Genomic DNA, 18,178 nt, shown 5'->3' on the forward strand with positions numbered 1-18,178 from the left:
TCTCAATGCACGAGAACCTTCACCGGCTCCGCTGGTACTTCATCGCTGTCCTTGCGATGAGCAAGCCGGTAAAGGAGGGGAAGGACGAGCAGCGTCAGCGCCGTCGAGGAAAGAATGCCCCCGATCACAACGGTCGCCAGGGGCCGCTGCACTTCGGCGCCGGTGCCGGTCGCAATCGCCATCGGCACGAACCCAAGGGACGCCACCAGGGCCGTCATCAGCACTGGCCGCAGGCGCGTCAAGGCGCCGTGCGTGATCGCCCGGTCCAGCCCCATGCCGTCGTCGCGCAAGGTGCGGATATAGGAAATCATTACCAGGCCGTTCAGCACCGCGACACCCGACAGGGCAATGAACCCGACCGCCGCCGAAATCGACATCGGAATACCACGCAGGGCGAGAGCGATGACGCCGCCCGTCAGGGCGAAGGGGATACCCGTAAAGACCAGCAGCCCGTCCTTCACGTTGTTGAACATCATGAACAGCAACGTGAACACGATGAACAGGGCGAGCGGCACCACCAGCTGGAGCCGGGTCGTGGCCGACTGCAGTTGCTGGTAAGTGCCGCCCCAGCTTGTCCAGTAGCCCGCCGGCACCTTGACATCCCTGGCGATTGCCGCGGCTGCCTCAGGTACGAACGAGCCGATATCGCGTCCGCGCACGTTCGCGCTCACGACAATGCGCCGCTTGCCGTTTTCCCGGCTGATCTGGTTCGGACCAGGCGCGAATTCGAGCGAAGCAACCTCGCCCAGGGGGATGTAGGTCGTCGCGCCGCCGTCCTCGGCGGGCAGGGAGATTGGCAGCTGCCTGAGCGCGTCGAGATCGGTCCGCAGCGTTTCGGGCAAACGAACGACGATATCGAAGCGGCGGTCGCCCTCGAACATGGTGCCGGCTTCGCGACCGCCGGTTGCAATGGCCAGGGCTTCCTGCACGTCGCCGATGTTCAGGCCATAGCGCGCAGTCTTCTCGCGGTCGATGTTAACGGTCAGCATAGGCAGGCCGCCCGTTTGCTCGACCTTCACTTCGGCCGCACCCGAAATGCGCTGCAGTACCTCGGCGATCTCCTTGCCGGTCGATGCAAGCACCTCCATGTCGTCGCCGAAGACCTTGACGGCAACGTCGCTGCGCACGCCGGAGATCAGTTCATTGAACCGCAACTGGATCGGTTGCGAGAACTCGTAGGAATTGCCGGCGTATTTCTCGGCCTCTTCCTGGATCGCCGCGATCAGTTCGTCGCGGCTCTTCTTCGGTGCTGGCCATTGCGCTTCAGGTTTGAGCATGATGTAGCCGTCCGAGATGTTCGGCGGCATCGGGTCCGATGCGATCTCGGCAGTGCCGGTGCGGGCAAACACTCTGTCGATCTCCGGGAACTTCGCTTTCAGGCCGGCTTCCACCTTTTTCTGCATTTCCACGGACTGACTCAGGCTGGTGCCAGGAATGCGCAACGACTGCAACGCCAGGTCGCCTTCGTTCAGGCTCGGAATGAATTCACTGCCCAGCCGCGTCACCAGTAACCCCGACAGGACGACGAGGACGACCGCGCTCGTGATAACCAGTGCCGCGTTGCGCATGACTTTTTCGAGCATCGGCGCATAAGCACGTTTGGCCATGCCCATGAGCCTGTTTTCCTTCTCGGTGACGCGCTTGCCGATAAACAGGGCCACCGCGGCGGGGATGAAGGTGATCGACAGGATCATGGCGCCGACCAGGGCCGCAACCACGGCGAAGGCCATCGGGTGGAACATTTTTCCTTCGACACCCGACAGCGCGAAGATCGGCAGGTACACAACCATGATGATGAGCTGGCCGAAGAGCAGCGGTCGCCGTGCTTCCCGGGCAGCCGCGAACACTTCATGGAAGCGCTCGGAGAGGGTCAGGTCGCGCTTGTGGTGCTCCTGCGCATGCGCGAGGCGTCGCACGCAGTTCTCGACGATCACGACCGCGCCATCGATGATGATGCCGAAGTCGAGGGCGCCCAGGCTCATCAGGTTCGCGCTGACCTTGTACGACACCATGCCCGTGAAGGTGAACAGCATCGCCAGCGGGATGACCATCGCCGTGATGATCGCCGCACGGATGTTGCCGAGGAAGAGGAACAGGATGACGATCACCAGCACCGCACCCTCGAGCAGGTTCTTCTTGACGGTATTGATGGCCTTGTCGACCAGTACCGTCCGGTCGTACACCGGCACCGCCTTGACGCCTTTGGGCAGCGAACGGTTCACCTCGACCATCTTGGCGGCAACGGCCTGCGACACGGCGCGGCTATTCTCGCCGATCAGCATGAATACCGTGCCGAGCACGACTTCCTTGCCGTTTTCGGTCGCCGCGCCGGTACGCAGTTCACGCCCAATGTCGACGGTCGCCACATCGCGCACGCGGATTGCAACACCCTTGACGTTGCTGAGGACCGTGTTGCGGATATCGTCGAGGGTGCGCACCTGCCCCGGCGCGCGGATCAGGAACTGCTCGCCACGGCGCTCGATATAGCCGGCACCGACGTTGTTATTGTTGCGGTCGATCGCGCCGACGACGTCGGACAGCGACAGGCCGTAGGAGCTGAGCTTGGCCGGATCGGGTGCGATCAGGTATTCCTTCTCGAAGCCGCCGATCGAATTGATTTCGGTGACGCCGGGCACCTGCCGCAACTGCGGCTTGATGATCCAGTCCTGGACTTCGCGCAAGTCGGTCGGCGTGTACGGTGTGCCGTCGGGCTTTTTCGCGCCCGGCTCGCTTTCGACCGTCCAGAGGTAGATCTCGCCCAGGCCGGTAGAGATCGGGCCCATCATGGGCACCACGCCTTCAGGCAAGTTTTCCCTGGCTTCCTGGATTCGCTGGTTGACGAGCTGGCGTGCAAAGTGGATGTCGGTGCCATCCTTGAAGATGACGGTCACCTGCGACAGGCCATAGCGCGACAGCGACCGGGTTTCTTCCAGGCCGGGGAGCCCCGCCATGACCGTTTCGATCGGGAAGGTCACACGCTGCTCGGCTTCCAACGGCGAATAGCCGGCGGCCGACGTGTTGATCTGGACCTGGACGTTGGTGATGTCGGGCACCGCGTCGATGGGCAGTTTCTGGTAGTTGTAGATGCCGACGGCCGCCATGGCGACGACGCCCAGCATGACAAGCCATCGGTGCTCGATGGCGAAGCGGATAATGCGTTCAAACATGTCGGGTTCCTCGATCAGTGTTCGTGCTCGGCACTGCCTTTGCCTTGCTCGGCTTTCACAACGAAGCTGCCCGTTGCAACGTATTGCGCCCCGGCGCTCAGCCCGGCGACGATCTCGACGTTCTTGCCGTCGCTCGCGCCAAGCGTGACCGGCTGGGCCTGGAAGCCCTTCGGCACTTTTGTAAAGACGACGGCTTTGCCCTCAATGGTCTGCACGGCATCGGCTGCGACCGCAACGGCAGCTTCCTTCGTGCCGCGCACGAGAGCGACGTTCACGAACAGTCCAGGGCGCCATGCAAGGCCCGGGTTGTCGATGACGACCCGAGCGGTCGCGGTCCTGGTCTGTTCGCCCAGCAGGCTACCCACATAGCTGACCTTGCCGGTGACCGATGCGCTGCCGGCAGCGGATTTGATCGTGACCGGCTGGCCGACGCGGACCGATTCCAGGTCTTTGGCCGTCACCACGATCTCCACCCAGACGGTCGACAGGTCGGACACCAGGAAGGCGTTCGCGTCTTCCTTCACCGCTTCGCCCTGCGACAGGTGCTTTTCGACCACGACGCCGTTGAAGGGCGAGCGCAGGACATAGCGGTTCACGGCGCCCCCGTTGATCTCGGCGCCGAGGGCCGTCAGTTTCGACCTGGCGGACTGCACCTCGATCTGCGCTTCACGGTAGGCCTGCTCGGCTTGCAGGTAGTCCTGCTGCGCCGAGATCCGGTCTTCCCACAGCTTCTTCTCGCGTTCGTAGGTGGTGCGCGCCAGTCCGAGGCGCTTGTCCGCGGCGAGGGCGGTACTGCGCAGTTCGGCCAGGTCGGGGCTTGCGATGACGGCCAGTGGCTGGCCCTTCTTCACCTCCTGGCCGAGCGAGGCGGAGACCGATTCGACCACGCCCGCCACCCGGGGCACGATATGCGCGGTGCGGTCTTCGTTGAAGCGCACTTCGCCCGGCAGCGTGACGGCGGTATCGATGCGCGCCGGAGCGGCCTGTGCGACGGCAATGCCCGCCCCTTGCGCTTGCTGCGGCGTCATCTCGATCAAGCCGGGCGGTTCGTCGGCATGCTCTTCCTTGCCTCCCGATTTTTGGGCGGTTTCCTCTGCGCGTTCGCTTTCTCCCTGTGCAGCTGGAGCGTCCTTCTTCCAGAAGAGAATGGCGAGTGCCAGCACGAGACCCAGGCCGATCACGGCGGCGATGGAAAATAGGGATTTCTTGTTGATAGTGGACTTCATGGGGCAATCCTGTTGTTGAGGTCGGCGCCCGCGTCTGGAGCGACGTAGCGGCCAAGGTCGGCGACGGCGCGGTAGCGGTCGTACAGTGCCTGGATGTATTGGGTGCGGATCTGCAGCAGCGTGCGCTGGGCATCTAGGACGTCGAGGAATCCGAACTTGCCAGCTTCGAAACCGATTACCGCGGAGTCGAACACGCGCTGCGCCGCCGGCAGAATGTTCTCGCGCATGCTGCGCACCTGCTCGCGCGACAACTGGGCGCGCTGGTACGCGTTGGTAAGCCCCTGGTGCAGGCGCAGGCGTTCGGCCTCCAGTTCGGCGCGTGCCTTCTCGGCGCGACCGAGCGAGGCCTGCAGGCTGCCCTGGTTGCGGTTGAACAAGGGCAGCGGGACCGACAGGCCGACCACGGTCTGCGAACGCCCGATCTCGTCGTCCTTTTTGTTGCCGACGATAAGCGTGAGGTCGGGCATACGCTGGGCACGATCGACGCCGACCTGAGCTTCCTCGCGCTGGACCTGCAAGTTCGCGCGCCGTAGCTGCGGCGAGGTGGCCAGCCGCTGTTCCAGTTCGGCCAGCGCAGGCGTTGGTGCCAGGTCGAGCTCGGGGACGATCAGGGTAAGGTTTGCCTGACCAGTTTCGCCCCAATAGGCGGACAAGGTGTGCATGGCAATCGCCAGGTCGCTCTGCGCCTGGGCCAGCTCGAGCCGCGCCGATGCCTGTGCCACGCCGGCGCGATCCTGCTCGACAGGCGAAACCCGTCCGGCCGTGACGCGCTTTTCGGCCGCCACTGTTGCTTTCGCTGCGACGTCGAGCGAGGTCTGGGCGATGCGCACGCGCTCCTGTGCACCCAGGGCATCGAAATAGGCCGTTGTGACGTCGGCGCGCAGATCGGTACGGGCCACGCTGAGGTTGCCTGCCGCAAGACTGCGTTCGCGTTCGGCCAGGTTGATACGCGCCGAGCGCTTTCCTCCGAGTTCGAGCACTTGGCTGAGCTGCACGGTCTGGGTGCGGGTACCGCGTTGCGTTCCTTCACGGACAAAGGACACTTCGGGATTCGGGAACAGGCCCGCCTGGCGGCGCATGCCGTCGGCGATCGCAACATCGAGCGCGGCCGCGCGCAGGCTTGGGTTGGCCGCCAGTGCCTTTGCGATGGCTTCATCGAGCGTCAGCGGCGGGCCTGCGACGGGTGCTTGCTGCTGTGTTGCCACAGGAGACAACGGCTGCGCTGTCACCTGCGCAGCACTCGGCAACGCCTGTGCAAATAGCACGGACGCCCCGAGGACGAAATACTTGGGATGCATGAATAACTCCGGTTATTGAAAACGAAGGCTATTCAGCAGCGAGACGTATCGGGATGGCCTTCTCAGGCCCGCCCGCACAATGATGAGTGGATGTATACGATCTGCCGCCGAATCAGACGGCGGAGATCCATTGAGGCCGCTCGGGACGAGCGGAGTATAAGGAGGAGTATTGAAGCTGGAGCGCCGGCGGCGCCAGACGGACCGGCTCAATAATCACTTGCGCAACAGGAAGTCCTTCAAAGGCAAGCGTCGCGTGAGCACAGGAAGCGCAGTGCGAGTGCATTGCGACTTTCTTGTTGGAACCCGTCGGCTTGTCCTTCTCAGCGGAGGCGAGCTTGTGCGAGTCGGCCTCCGACGAATGATGACCGAAATGCTGGGCGGCACGGCCCGACTCGTGCTGACAATAAGCAGCAACCACACTCCAACTGAGCTGAAGAGCGAGGATCGTCAGGACTAGGTAGATGAAGCGTCGGGCGGTCATGAAGAAAAGTATAGCACGTGGGATCGTTTGTCTTATGCGCTCATATCCTTACTTCAGCTTCAGGATGCGACGTGCGCCCGAAAGTACGATCACGCCAATCACCGTGCCGACAATCAAATCGGGATAAGGCGATCCGGTCCAGGTGACGAGTGCGCCGGCAGCAATCACGCCGATGTTTGCAATAACGTCATTCGCCGAGAAAATATAACTTGCCTTCATGTGCGCCCCGCGGTCGCGTTTCTTTGCGATCAACACCAGGCAAGCCACATTCGCAACCAGGGCTACCGCGCCAACGCCCATCATCAGGCCCGATTCCGGTTCGCTTCCGAAGAAGGCCCGGCGTACCACTTCACTGAGGGCGCCCAGCGCGAGCACGAGCTGCAGCCAGCCGGCCAGGTGTGCTGCGTGCGTCTTCATCGCCGCAGCCCTGCCCACTGCGTACAGGGCCAGGCCGTACACAGCGGCGTCCGCAAACATGTCCAATGAATCAGCGACCAAACCGGTCGATTCTGCGACCAGCCCCCAGATCAGCTCGACCACGAACATGATGCCGTTGATAGCTAGCAGCAACCAGAGCGTCTTCGCCTCCGATGCGTCGCCGGCCTTGTCTTGACTGGCTTCTTCATGGGACGAATCCAGTTGCGACCCGATCAGATGGGCACCAAGCTTCAGCGGGCCAAGTTTCTGCAAGATCGGATCGACTTCCCCCATATGCGCAACATGGAGCTGCCGCTGGGAAAGGTCAAAGTTCAAGGAATGAATGCCGCCGACATCCGCCAGTGCCATGCGGATCATGTTCTCCTCGGAAGGGCAGTCCATCTTGGGAATCCCGAGCGTACTCAGCGTACGTTTGCTGTCGACTTTCGGCCTGGCTGGACGGGATCCGCGCAATTCGACACCCAGCCGCAAGGGCTGCAGCACCTGCACGAGGGCGTCCGCTTTGCCGTCGTGGAGCACAGTCACCGTGCGGGTGTTGAGGTCGAAGGCAATGTTGTCGATGCCCGAAACTTTGCCTAAGGCCATCCGAATCAAATTCTCTTCGGACGGGCAGTCCATCTTCGAGACAAATAGTTCGGTTTCGAGGCGGGCTGCCGTAGCGGTTTGGTCTTGTGTCATGACGATGAGCCTAGGATCGGAATTGTTCGAAGGATAAAGCTTCAACCCGCTTCAAGGTCAAGCGTGTTCGCCACGTCAGAACCGTCCAGCCGGAGGAATAATCTATTGCTGAGGTGACAGGGCGCCGATGATGCCGCAATCGGAAACTCGGCCGCCCTGGCATGAAATGAGCAGACGGGACAGGTGTTCTTTCAGTGAGTTGAGGTCTCTGATCTTCTGCTCGACTTCTGCAAGATGCTGCTCGGTCAGCGCAGTCACTGCACAGCAGTCGCCATCGCGGCTATCGGAAAAGGCCAACAGACTGCGTACCTGATCGATCGTGAAGCCGATTTCCCGGGCACGGCGAACGAAGCTCAGGCGGGCCACATCCTCGCTGCCGTACAGCCGATAGTTACTGCCGGTCCGCGATGGAGAATCGAGCAACCCGATTTTTTCGTAATAGCGAATCGTCGGCGCAGGGGTCTGCGCCGCGGCGGACAGCTGACCTATCGTAAAAGTGCGTGACATATGCTTGACCTTAAAGTGACTTCAAGGTTTATAAAGTTCATTTATTAATCCGTCAAGCGAATTCACCTATGCGCACCAAGATGAATCTCTGTGTCACCGCAGCGTTGCTGGCCATGTGCGCAGTTGCGGGATCTGCCTTTGCCGAAAGCACTGCACTGACGCTTGCCGAAGCCGTTGCCAGAGCCCGCATCCAGGCGCCGCAACTGCAGAGCGCCGATGCAGCACTGCGGGCTGCAGACGCCAATGTGCGCCTGTCCGGCCTGCGGCCGAATCCGACACTTTCCGTGGAAGCGGAAAATGTGTTGGGCTCAGGGCGCTATTCCGGTTTTGGCGGGGGAGAAAAGACGGTTTCACTGTCGATGCCCCTCGAGCTGGGCGGCAAGCGGGGCGCCAGGCTACGTGTGGCCCAGGCCGAGCGCGCTGCTGCCGACGTTGGTGCGCGCTCCGCTGAAGCCGAATTGACGTTCCAGATCACCGCGGCGTTTGTTACGCTTGCCGCCAGTGAGCGCTACCTTGCGATCACAAAAGCCGGTCATGAGCTGGCCGAACGCGCGCATCACGCGGCACGCGAGCGGGTACGGGCCGGAAAAGCATCTCCCATAGAAGAGCAACGGGCCGACGTGCTACGAATTAATTCCGAGGTTCGCCTGGGAAAAGCAATGCGTGCCGCCGAGCTGGCGCAGAAAACGATCGCACGGCTGACAGGCGCGCCAATGCCGTTCTCGATAGCGTCTGCCTGGTTTGAGCAGATCGAAGGGAGCGAGAAGGCACCGCCGGCGCGGCAGCAGCTGGCGATTGCGACGGCGGAGGCGGAACTGGCCGCTGCAGAGGCTCGCGTCGATGCGGCCAGGCGTGAGCGGGTACCGGACGTCACGCTGACCGCCGGCATGCGCCGGTATGGTGAAACTTCCGAAAAGGCAGCTGTGCTGGGCCTGTCCGTCCCCCTGCCATTGTTCAACCAGGGCAGCGCCGCGCTTGCACGGTCCCGGGCGGAATTCGATCGCGCGTCCGCCGTGCGCCGCGCCGTCGTACTGGAAGTCGAACAGTCTACTGCACAGGCAGAAGCTGAGGTGGCCGACGCACTGGCGGCTGCACGCGCCGCCAACGGTCCCGCACTGGCAGCGGCAGAAGAAGCGGCACGTATCGCGAGGATCGGTTATGCCGAAGGGAAATTCCCGCAACTCGAATTGATCGAAGCCGAACGCTCGCTGGCCGAAACCCGCGAAAGCTCGGTCGATGCGCTCGCAGCACTTCATACGGCACGGGCGCGTTTGGCTCGGCTACAAGGTTCCAACTCTCCAATATATAAGGACTGACCCATGCAAGCGGTATTCCGATCGGGCCTGTGTGCCGCGATGATCCTCTTGAGCGCATGCTCGCCCAAGCCGGAAACGACCAGCCGTCAAGACGCTGCCGAACATGGCGAACAAAGCGCGAATGCCAAAGGCGAACAGGCCGAAAAGGCCGAGAAAGGCGAGGCCGTAGAGCGGGGCGAAGCTGCGGAGAAAGAAGGCGGCGAGGCCGAAGCCAAGGAAGACTTTGTCGCGCTGTCGGACCAGCAGATCAAAGCGGCAGGAATCGAGGTTATGCCAGTCCGGCAGTCGTTCGCCGGGGCCGTCGAGGCGCCGGCGGTCATCGCGGCGGATCCGAAGCATGCGGCGGTGGTCTCGAGCGCCGTGGGTGGCCGGGTGGTCGAGATCCGGCGCAACCTTGGCGACCCGGTCGCTCGTGGCGACGTGCTTGCCGTAATCGAAAGCCGTGACGTAGCCCAGCTCAGGGCCGACGTCGAGATCGCCAAGCGGCAGTACGAACTGTCGCAGGCCAATTTTGCACGCGAAGAACGTCTGTACGGCGAAAAAGTCACTTCGCGGCAAGAATTCGAGATTGCGCGCAATGCCGCGCAAGAAGCACGCACCCGTCTTCGCTTGGCCGAGCAGCAGCTCGCGGCCGCAGGCGCAAGCAGCGGGGGACAGCTCAATCGGCTGATGCTGCGCTCACCCATCAAGGGCAACGTCACGGCACGACAGATCGCCTTGGGCGACATCGTCGCACCGGACGCCCATCTTTTCGAGGTCGCCGACCTCAACGAGCTGACGGCCGAACTTTCGCTCTCGCCGGACGACGCTGCCCGCATCGCCGTGGGCACGACCGTGGACGTGTCGACCGACGGTCGCACCGGCACGGGCCGCATTACGCATGTCTCGCGTGTCCTCGATCCCGCGACCCGCCAGGTACGAGCCATTGCACGCTTGTCGAACGGCCGCGGCGCGTGGCGTATCGGCGAAACGGTCCGGGCATCGATTGCGCTCGAAGGGAGCGCCGGTGGCACGCAACTGGCCATTCCACGGACGGCTGTGCAAACCGTCGAGGACAGGCCCAGCGTATTCGTTCGGGCGAGAGACGGATTCGCGATCAAGCACGTTGTCCTCGGCGGCAACACGGCCGGCTACGTCAAGGTGATGGGCGGCTTGGAAGGCAACGAACAGATTGCGGTCAGCAATACGTATCTGCTGAAGGCGGAGCATGGAAAAGGAGAGGCGGGAGACGATGACTGATCTCTTCACTCGACGGCTCCTGAAGGACACCCAACCATGATCGCTCGTATCGTCAACTTTTCCGTTGCGCGGCGGTGGCACGTGCTCATCGCAACGATCCTCCTGTCGATCCTCGGGGCACTTGCGCTGACGCGCCTGCCCATCGACGCAGTACCGGACATCACCAACACCCAGGTGCAGATCAACGTCGTTGCACCTGCGCTCGCGCCGGCCGACGTGGAGCGGCAGATCACCTATCCGATCGAAACGGCGTTTGCCGGGATACCTGGCCTGGAATCCACCCGGTCGCTGACCAGGCACGGGTTTGCGCAGGTGACTACCGTCTTCAAGGACGGTACGGACATCTATTTCGCGCGCCAGCAGATGGCTGAACGGCTGCGCGCCGTCGAGCGCTCGCTGCCGCCAGGCGCTACCGCAAGCCTGGGCCCGATCGCGACCGGGCTCGGCGACGTCTACATGTGGACGGTCGAATACGCCTCGAAGCCTACCCCGAAAGCGGGGCCGGCGGCTGGGCTGCAGGCCGATGGCAGCTACGTCACTCCAGAAGGCGAAGTGCTGCGCAGTGCTGCCGAAAAAGCCACTTACCTGCGCACGGTGCAGGACTGGATCGTCGCACCCCAGCTCAAGAATACCGAAGGGCTGGCAGGCGTGGACGTCATCGGGGGCTACGCCAAACAGTACGTGGTCACACCGGATCCGCAGCGGCTGGCAGCCCTGGGGATCAGCCTGACCATGCTGGGCGAAGCGCTCGAGCGCAATAACACGAGCGCCGGCGCCGGTGTGGTCGTTCAGAACGGGGAAGCCCTAACTGTCAAGGCCGACGCGCGCATCACGTCAGCCGAGGAACTGGCGAAGACCGTCATCACGACCCGTAGCGGCACGCCGGTACTGGTTTCGCACGTCGCCACCGTCGGCATGGGACAGGAAGTGCGATTCGGATCCGCATCCGAAGGCGGGCAGGAGGTCGTCGTCGGTACCGCCGTGATGCGGATCGGGGAGAACAGCCGGACGGTTGCCGCCGCGGTGGATGTCCGCCTGAAAGAGATCGCGCGCTCCTTGCCGCCGGACTTGCTGATCCGGCCGGTGCTTGACCGCACCCGCCTGGTCGACGCCACCATCAAGACCGTGGCGACCAACCTTACCGAGGGTGCGCTGCTGGTGATCGCCGTGCTATTCGCGCTCCTCGGGAACCTGCGCGCGGCATTGATCGCCGCGGCGGTCATCCCGGTCACGATGCTGATGACCTCTGCGGGCATGCTCGAAGCAGGGCTGTCTGCGAACCTGATGAGCCTGGGCGCGCTGGACTTTGGCCTGATTGTCGATGGCGCGGTCATCATCGTGGAAAACGCGCTGCGCCGGATCGCGGAACGCCAGCATGCGACCGGCAGGATATTGACGAAGGCGGAGCGGCTCGAGACCGTCGCCGCCGCCGCACGCGAAATGATCCGGCCAAGCGTCTACGGCCAGGCGATCATCATTCTCGTCTACGCGCCCCTGTTGACGTTCCAGGGGGTGGAAGGCCGCATGTTCGCACCGATGGCGGTGACGGTTATTCTCGCACTGGTCTTCGCGTTCGTCCTCTCGCTTACGTTCGTGCCGGCCGCGATCGCGCTCTGGCTTTCGCGCCATGTCGATGAAAAGGAAAACAAACTGGTCAAGGCCGTGTCCTCGTCGTACGCACCGTTGCTGGAGCGTGCTCTCGCGCGGCCGACGCTGACCGGCGTATTGGCGGCGATCGGTTTCGCGGGCGCACTCGGCCTGTTTACGACACTCGGCCAGGAATTTCTTCCGACGCTCGACGAGCAGGACGTACTGCTCCAGGTGGCACGCATCCCGGGCACTTCCCTTGAGCAGAGCCAGGCCATGCAGTTTGCGGTGGAGAAGGCGGTCGGCAAGCTACCGGAGGTGAAGCTCGTGTTTTCAAGAACGGGTACTGCCGAACTGGCGGCCGACCCGATGCCGCCGAACATGACCGATACCTTTGTCATCGTGAAAGACCGCTCGGAGTGGCCGGAACCACGGATGAGCAAGGCCGAGCTGGTGGAAAAGATCGAGAAAGCGGTCGCTGGCATCCCGGGCCAGAACTACGAGCTTACCCAACCGATCCAGATGCGCTTCAACGAGTTGCTGGCCGGCGTGCGTGGCGACATCGCCGTCAAGGTCTATGGCGACGATTTCGACGCCATGCTCCGCACCGCCGAACAGGTCGCGGCAAAACTGCGCGCGGTCGAGGGCGCGGAAGACGTCCGCGTGGAGCAGGTGCAGGGGCTTCCGCTGCTCGATGTTCGGCTGGATCGCGACGCCATGGCACGGGTCGGCCTGACCGCCCAGGACGTGCACGACACCTTGGCCGCAGCCATTGCCGGCCGCGAGGCCGGGTCGATCTATGAGGGGGACAGGCGATTCGACGTCGTCGTGAAACTGGGCGAAAAGACCCGCAACGACGTGGAAGCCTTGCGCCTGCTGCCTGTGCTGACGCCGAGCGGCAGCTTCGTTCCGCTGGGATCGGTGGCCCTGCTCGAGACGGCCAAGGGACCGAACCAGATCAGCCGGGAAAACGGCAAGCGCCGCGTGGTTGTCCAGGCCAATGTGCGCGGCCGTGACATTGCCGGCGTGGTCAGCGAGGCGCGCGCGAGTATCGATGCGCACGTACGGCTACCGGCCGGCGTATGGCTCACCTGGGGCGGGCAGTTCGAGAACCTGGAACGTGCGCGGATGCGCCTGGCCGTCGTGGTACCGGCCTGCTTCGCGCTCATCGTCGTACTGCTGTATTCGGCCGTCGGTTCCTGGCGCGCCGCCGCAGTCGTCTTCACGGGTGTGCCCCTGGCCCTGATTGGCGGGATTGCAGCGCTCTGGCTGCGTGGGCTGCCGTTCTCGATTTCGGCCGCCGTCGGATTCATTGCGCTGTCCGGCGTCGCCGTCCTCAACGGTTTGGTGATGGTGGGATCGATCGACGACCTGGCAAAACAATTGCCGTGGGCGCAAGCCGTTCGCGAAGGCGCGCTGCGGCGGCTGCGCCCGGTGCTGATGACGGCCCTGGTCGCATCACTGGGCTTCGTCCCGATGGCACTGGCGACAGGCGCCGGGGCCGAGGTGCAGCGTCCGCTGGCGACCGTGGTCATCGGTGGGCTGATCTCGGCCACGATCCTGACGCTGTTCGTGCTGCCGACGCTGTACCAGCGCTTTGCCCGCCCGGCAGAGAACGTAGCGGAAGGCATTTGACGGAACCATGGCCAAACATCTTTCACCGCTCTCTGCCGTCCTGGGCGCCGGACTGATCGCCGCCACCGATCTGGTCACGAAGGCCCAGGTCGTGGATCGGCTGGCCTACGGCCAGCAGGTTGAGCTGCTGCCAGCATTGAACATTGTCCATGTTATCAACCAGGGGGCGGCTTTTGGCCTTCTCGCCACAGCGGGCGGGTGGCAACGTTACCTGTTCATCGTTGTGGCTGTGCTGGCGTCGGTATTGATCATTCAAATGATCAGGAGGCCGGCGACGACGGCCACGGAGAGGGCAGCGTTGGCGATGATACTTGGCGGGGCAATTGGAAACCTGATCGACCGCGCCGCACGCATGGGCGTTGTCGACTGGATTGACTTGTATGTGGGCACGTACCACTGGCCGGCATTCAACATTGCCGACATCGGTATTACGCTGGGCGCGGCAACTATTGTCTTGCACACGGTGTTTAGTGGGAGCACATCGGTTACAGTGCATAAGCAAACACGACAGTGATATAGCGCTGTAACAGGCGGCGGAACGGAACGCTACCTCGACTAGTTGCAAACAGGCTTCCAGCCGGCTGGATACTATTCTTGCGCTTCTTTTGCCTCCGAAAGAATCTCATATCCTCCTTTCGCAGCGATAAACGACACGACCGTTCCAAGAATCAGATCGGGAAGGTTTGAGTTCGTCCACATCACCAGCGCGCCCGATAGGACGATGGCGCCGTTCACGATCGAATCATTGTTCGTAAAAATGGCTGAGGCTTTGAAATTGATGTCCTGCCCCCGATGCTGCTTTAACAGCCGGATGCAATAAATATTCAGAAGCGCATTTGCAGCGGCCATCGCCATCATGGCCGGCCCCAACGGGGCTTCGCCGCCGAGAAACCTGCGAATGACTTCGACTAATAACAGGCAGGCAAAGCCGATGAGGAGCCAGCCGGAAAGCTGGGCGGCACGGGTCTTGATTGCGGCAGACCGGCCGACAGCGTATAAACTCACGGCGTACACGGCTGCATCTCCTAGATTGTCGAGACCGGCGCCGATCACGGCGGTTGAAGATGCCCACGTTCCAATTGCAACACCGGCTAGACATTGTCCCAGGTTGATCAGTAGGACTTTCCATAGAATGCTGCGATCCTCCTCGTTTGAGGCATCCAGATCCAGCTCGTCGCTATGTGCGGTGTTGCTCGTAGTCATGCGGTCTCCGATAAACGATAGGGTCAGCTGCGCCCAGTTAAGGTCGGCTCAGCATCATTACTGCGGTGCGGAAGACGCAAAAAATTTACGTGGCCCGAAAAACTGGTGCGCTCAAGGGGGTCCGCTCTTGTCAGTAGCCACAGCAGCAGGCTTCTTTGGCTTTGCATGCTTCAATATCTGCACAACCTGAGGCAACGCACCATCCTTGCAAAAAGGAGGAGATATCTCGACCTTGTCGTGAAGCTCGGGCTTGATCGAGTCGGGCACTAAGGCGCTGACATATCTGTAAGAGCGAAGATGGGGTACTGTAATTTCGGCGTATTGATGGCCAGAAATCTGAGCCGTGTCCAGACCTGCGAGGCAGGCAGGACGGTTCGTCTTCAATTTCTCTTGCGTATAGAGTTCGCTTACCCAGCCCGTTTTGCTGTTCGGTCCAAGCCGTGGATCAGCGCAGCCAACGAGAATAAGTAGTGAACTGAGCGCAACGATACGTTTTCCGTTATTTTTCATGACAGTTCCTATAAAGATCAGCCCGCCTTCCGTCACCAGCCGCGACACCTGCGCGGCCGAGTCCTAGGTCATCATTTCCTGCCCGGCGCTGGTACATGGTTGAATACCTGTTCGCTACCTTCGCGCTTTGATCAGATTCAGTCCGAAGCCAAGCCCGGCCGCCAGGAGCAGAGCCACCTGTGCCCCATAGGTCTGCGTAGTCGGATAGATACCAAGGACCGGCAAGCGCGGTCCCTGCATTGGGGTCGCCATCAACCATCCGGCTTCCTGCAGGCCTGCGATCCCTTTACCGACCAGCACGACTGCCAGAGCGGCGACCAATGCCGAACTGAATGAAAAGAACTTACCAATAGGCATGCGTGCGCTCGTGCGCAGGAACACGGCGGCAAGAATCGTCAGCAGGACGAGGCCCGTTACGAAGCCTCCCATCAGTGCAGGGCCGTTGCCGTCGGCTGCAAGGGCCGAGTAGAACAGGACCGTTTCGAAGACTTCCCGGTACACCGCGACGAAGGCCAGGACGAACAAGGCCCATGCCGAGCGCTTTTCCATCGCTGCCGTGAGATGCTGCTTCAGGTAAGCCTGCCACTGTCCAGCCTGGCTTTTCTGGTGCATCCACAGGCCGACCGACAGCAGCACCGCCGCCGCGAAGAGCGAGGACAGGCCTTCTGTCACTTCGCGGCTTGCGCCACTGATACTGACCACGTACGTGGCTACCAGCCACGTCAGCGCACCTCCGGCCAGTGCCGAGATCCACCCGGCGTGTACGTAGCGCAGCGCCTGGGGGCGTTCGGCTTTGCGCAGGAACGCAACCATCGCGATCACGATCAGCAAGGCCTCGACACCTTCGCGCAGGAGGATGGTCAGCGCGCCTACGAACACCGTCGTTGCGTCGGTCTTGTCCGAGCCGGTGACTGACTCGACACGTAAAAAGTACTGATCCAGCTGCTGGGCGTATGCCGTTGCGCCCGCGACGTCACCTCGAGCGACCGCCCCCCGGTACAGTTGCATCGTCCGTTCCACGTCGACCAGCAGTTGGCGGTCGGTCGCGTCGAGCGCCGCCTCGAGCGGCTCGAAGCCGTCCAGATAGGCCGACAAGGCAAGATCGGTGGCGGTCGCGCGCTGGCCATTCTTCAAGGCGTCCAGGCTCTCTTGCAGCAGCTTGCGCGCAAGGGCGATCCCCTTGCGTTCCTGCTGTTCCCGGACAATGTCGGGGTGCGTGCGTGCATATGCCTGCGCTGCTCGCGCGGTTGCCGGCGGCATCGCCTTCGCCAGCTCTTCTTCGGTCGTCGTGACAAGGGCGGTCATGTCAGGAAGCGCCGCGGCGGGGACTTCATTTCGTGCAAATGCAGTTTTCCCCGCTTCAATCTCGGTATCCTTGAAAGACAGGGAGCCAACATAGAACGCCAGGGACCAGCGGTCGTGCTCGGACAAGTTGGCAAACGACGGCATCGATGTGCCTTCGACACCCTGACTGAGCACCTGGTAAAGGGCCATGAGAGAACGGGAGCGGGCCCTTTCCTCATCTGTGAAAGCGATCGGTTTCGGGTCGAGCTTTGCCGCAAGAGCGCCGTCGCCGGCACCAGTCGCACCGTGGCATGAAGCGCATTGCGCCTGGTACAGCGCGGCGCCACGGGAAAGATCGGGCATGGCGCGCGGCGCTACAGGAAAGGGATACGCCTGGAGGAGCAGTCGGTTTGCTTCCCGGGCAAGCTGGCCTACACGCTGGGGGCTGTCTTTGCGTTCGACCGCGTGCCTCAGATTTGCGGTAGCTGCGGCCAGTTCCGAGTGCAATGGATGAGGAGGCAAGGACTGCACCTGACTCTGCGCCCGCGCCGAGAACTCCCGCATTTCTCCGTACTCAGGTTCACTGATGACCGCTCCATTCTGGACGGCGCCGGGGTAGTCCACAACGACATAATCGAGCAACTGCCAGAGCTGCCTGACCTGCGGTTCGGACGATTTGGATTCTGCATGTGCCGTGCCAGCCAGGAAGCTGCAGAGAGCCGCGACGTAAATGAACCAACGCCAAATGGGGTACTTCATAATGAAAAACCTGACCAGATGTAGAGGAGCTTGACATTTAACACCTTCAAGCTACTTGAAGGTCAAGCCGTATACTGGATGCCCAGAACGGAATTAAAACGCCTTCGGCGTCGGAAGTGCCTGAACAGGTCATACGCATCCTGCTGGGAGCCCTTGGGTCGGTGGTCGGGATCGTCCCGGCTGCTAATACTGGTGGCACGAAGATCAGCATGCTCAAACGGTTGCCAACCGATCCAAGTATCAAGAAACTGATCAGGTTGAGCCCAGCAAAGCACGATGATGCTTGACGCCACGGATGTTGAGGCGAGGGCGGAAAGCCACGTTGGCTCCTCCGTCGCTGACGGCTCCATGTGCTTTAAAGGACGAGACGTCACGCTTACTCCAAGAGCTTGACACTGGCCGCTACGCGCCCCCACAATGCTTGTTGAAATGTCCAAAGTGATGAAACCATCCCGTTCAACCCGCTTCGTTGCCGCCGTGATTGCCGTGATCAGCTTGCTGTTCACCCAATTGGCTCTGGCTTCGTACGTCTGTCCCGACGAGACCACGCCGGAACGCATGACGATGGCGGCGGTTGACAACGGGATGTCCGACATGGATCACTGCACCGGCATGGACAAGGCCCAGCCGAGCATATGTCACGCGCACAACCACTCCAGCCCGCAATCGCTCAACAAACCCGATTTGCCCACAGTGCTGCCGTACCTGTTGATCGGGCCGGCGCTGTCAGTGGTCTTGCTCAATGATGGCGAAGCACCTCCAGACGTTTTTGCTGCCATACCCTCGTTATCCCGTGCGACGGAGCCGGCTTTGGCCATACGCCACTGCTGCTTCCGTATTTGACAACTCC

General features: G+C 62.1%; 15 protein-coding genes. 6 read left to right on the top strand and 9 right to left on the bottom strand.

The window, feature by feature from the left end; translation table 11 throughout:
• Nucleotides 1-2 precede the first annotated feature (2 nt).
• From ACSUZJ_RS13650 to ACSUZJ_RS13675, 6 genes are all read right to left on the bottom strand, one after another.
• A complete protein-coding gene (locus ACSUZJ_RS13650) occupies nt 3-3,167 on the bottom strand; it encodes a CusA/CzcA family heavy metal efflux RND transporter (protein ID WP_313706244.1) in 3,165 nt (1,054 codons plus the stop codon).
• A 14-nt stretch (nt 3,168-3,181) separates the two neighbouring features.
• The gene (locus ACSUZJ_RS13655) at nt 3,182-4,393 is read right to left on the bottom strand and encodes an efflux RND transporter periplasmic adaptor subunit (RefSeq protein WP_499408981.1); all 1,212 of its coding nucleotides are present in this window, start codon (nt 4,391-4,393) and stop codon (nt 3,182-3,184) included.
• Entirely contained in the window at nt 4,390-5,691 is a 1,302-nt protein-coding gene (locus ACSUZJ_RS13660) for a TolC family protein (protein WP_488689773.1), read from the bottom strand. The genes ACSUZJ_RS13655 and ACSUZJ_RS13660 overlap by 4 nt, the downstream gene beginning before the upstream one ends.
• Before the next feature lie 112 nt (nt 5,692-5,803).
• On the bottom strand, nt 5,804-6,172 hold the full coding sequence (locus ACSUZJ_RS13665) for a hypothetical protein (RefSeq protein ID WP_499408983.1): 369 nt from the start codon (nt 6,170-6,172) through the stop codon (nt 5,804-5,806).
• 48 nt (nt 6,173-6,220) lie between these two features.
• Nucleotides 6,221-7,288: a cation efflux transmembrane domain-containing protein gene (locus ACSUZJ_RS13670; RefSeq protein WP_290423419.1), complete on the bottom strand. Its 1,068-nt coding sequence runs from the start codon at nt 7,286-7,288 to the stop codon at nt 6,221-6,223.
• Between the two features lie 102 nt (nt 7,289-7,390).
• Complete coding sequence (locus ACSUZJ_RS13675) at nt 7,391-7,795, bottom strand: MerR family transcriptional regulator (RefSeq protein ID WP_290423418.1); 405 nt, start codon at nt 7,793-7,795, stop codon at nt 7,391-7,393.
• A 68-nt stretch (nt 7,796-7,863) separates the two neighbouring features.
• Between ACSUZJ_RS13675 and ACSUZJ_RS13680 the strand changes: the two genes are divergently transcribed.
• Genes ACSUZJ_RS13680 through lspA form a run of 4 tightly spaced genes read left to right on the top strand, consistent with a single transcriptional unit; the run spans nt 7,864 to nt 14,086 of the window.
• On the top strand, nt 7,864-9,111 hold the full coding sequence (locus ACSUZJ_RS13680; protein ID WP_488689770.1) for a TolC family protein: 1,248 nt from the start codon (nt 7,864-7,866) through the stop codon (nt 9,109-9,111).
• Nucleotides 9,112-9,114: 3 nt separating this feature from the next.
• Nucleotides 9,115-10,350: an efflux RND transporter periplasmic adaptor subunit gene (locus ACSUZJ_RS13685; RefSeq protein ID WP_499408986.1), complete on the top strand. Its 1,236-nt coding sequence runs from the start codon at nt 9,115-9,117 to the stop codon at nt 10,348-10,350.
• Between the two features lie 36 nt (nt 10,351-10,386).
• Nucleotides 10,387-13,572, top strand: coding sequence for an efflux RND transporter permease subunit (locus ACSUZJ_RS13690; RefSeq protein ID WP_499408988.1), 3,186 nt, complete (start codon nt 10,387-10,389; stop codon nt 13,570-13,572).
• 7 nt (nt 13,573-13,579) lie between these two features.
• Nucleotides 13,580-14,086 carry a signal peptidase II gene (gene lspA / locus ACSUZJ_RS13695; protein ID WP_290423414.1) on the top strand — a complete coding sequence of 169 codons (507 nt, stop codon included), beginning with the start codon at nt 13,580-13,582 and terminating at the stop codon, nt 14,084-14,086.
• 74 nt (nt 14,087-14,160) lie between these two features.
• On the opposite strand, the gene ACSUZJ_RS13700 is transcribed toward lspA, so the two are convergent.
• From ACSUZJ_RS13700 to ACSUZJ_RS13710, 3 genes are all read right to left on the bottom strand, one after another.
• Entirely contained in the window at nt 14,161-14,775 is a 615-nt protein-coding gene (locus ACSUZJ_RS13700) for a cation efflux transmembrane domain-containing protein (protein WP_290423413.1), read from the bottom strand.
• Nucleotides 14,776-14,886: 111 nt separating this feature from the next.
• Nucleotides 14,887-15,285, bottom strand: coding sequence for a hypothetical protein (locus ACSUZJ_RS13705; RefSeq protein WP_290423412.1), 399 nt, complete (start codon nt 15,283-15,285; stop codon nt 14,887-14,889).
• 114 nt (nt 15,286-15,399) lie between these two features.
• Complete coding sequence (locus ACSUZJ_RS13710) at nt 15,400-17,328, bottom strand: FTR1 family protein (protein WP_499408991.1); 1,929 nt, start codon at nt 17,326-17,328, stop codon at nt 15,400-15,402.
• A gap of 116 nt (nt 17,329-17,444) precedes the next feature.
• Between ACSUZJ_RS13710 and ACSUZJ_RS13715 the strand changes: the two genes are divergently transcribed.
• Together ACSUZJ_RS13715 and ACSUZJ_RS13720 are read left to right on the top strand one after the other, a co-directional pair.
• Complete coding sequence (locus ACSUZJ_RS13715; RefSeq protein ID WP_499408993.1) at nt 17,445-17,615, top strand: DUF3703 domain-containing protein; 171 nt, start codon at nt 17,445-17,447, stop codon at nt 17,613-17,615.
• A 151-nt stretch (nt 17,616-17,766) separates the two neighbouring features.
• The gene (locus tag ACSUZJ_RS13720) at nt 17,767-18,171 is read left to right on the top strand and encodes a hypothetical protein (RefSeq protein ID WP_499408995.1); all 405 of its coding nucleotides are present in this window, start codon (nt 17,767-17,769) and stop codon (nt 18,169-18,171) included.
• The last annotated feature ends 7 nt before the right edge of the window (nt 18,172-18,178 follow it).

It is taken from the genome of Telluria sp. B2, assembly GCF_051789535.1.
GTDB lineage: Bacteria > Pseudomonadota > Gammaproteobacteria > Burkholderiales > Burkholderiaceae_D > Telluria.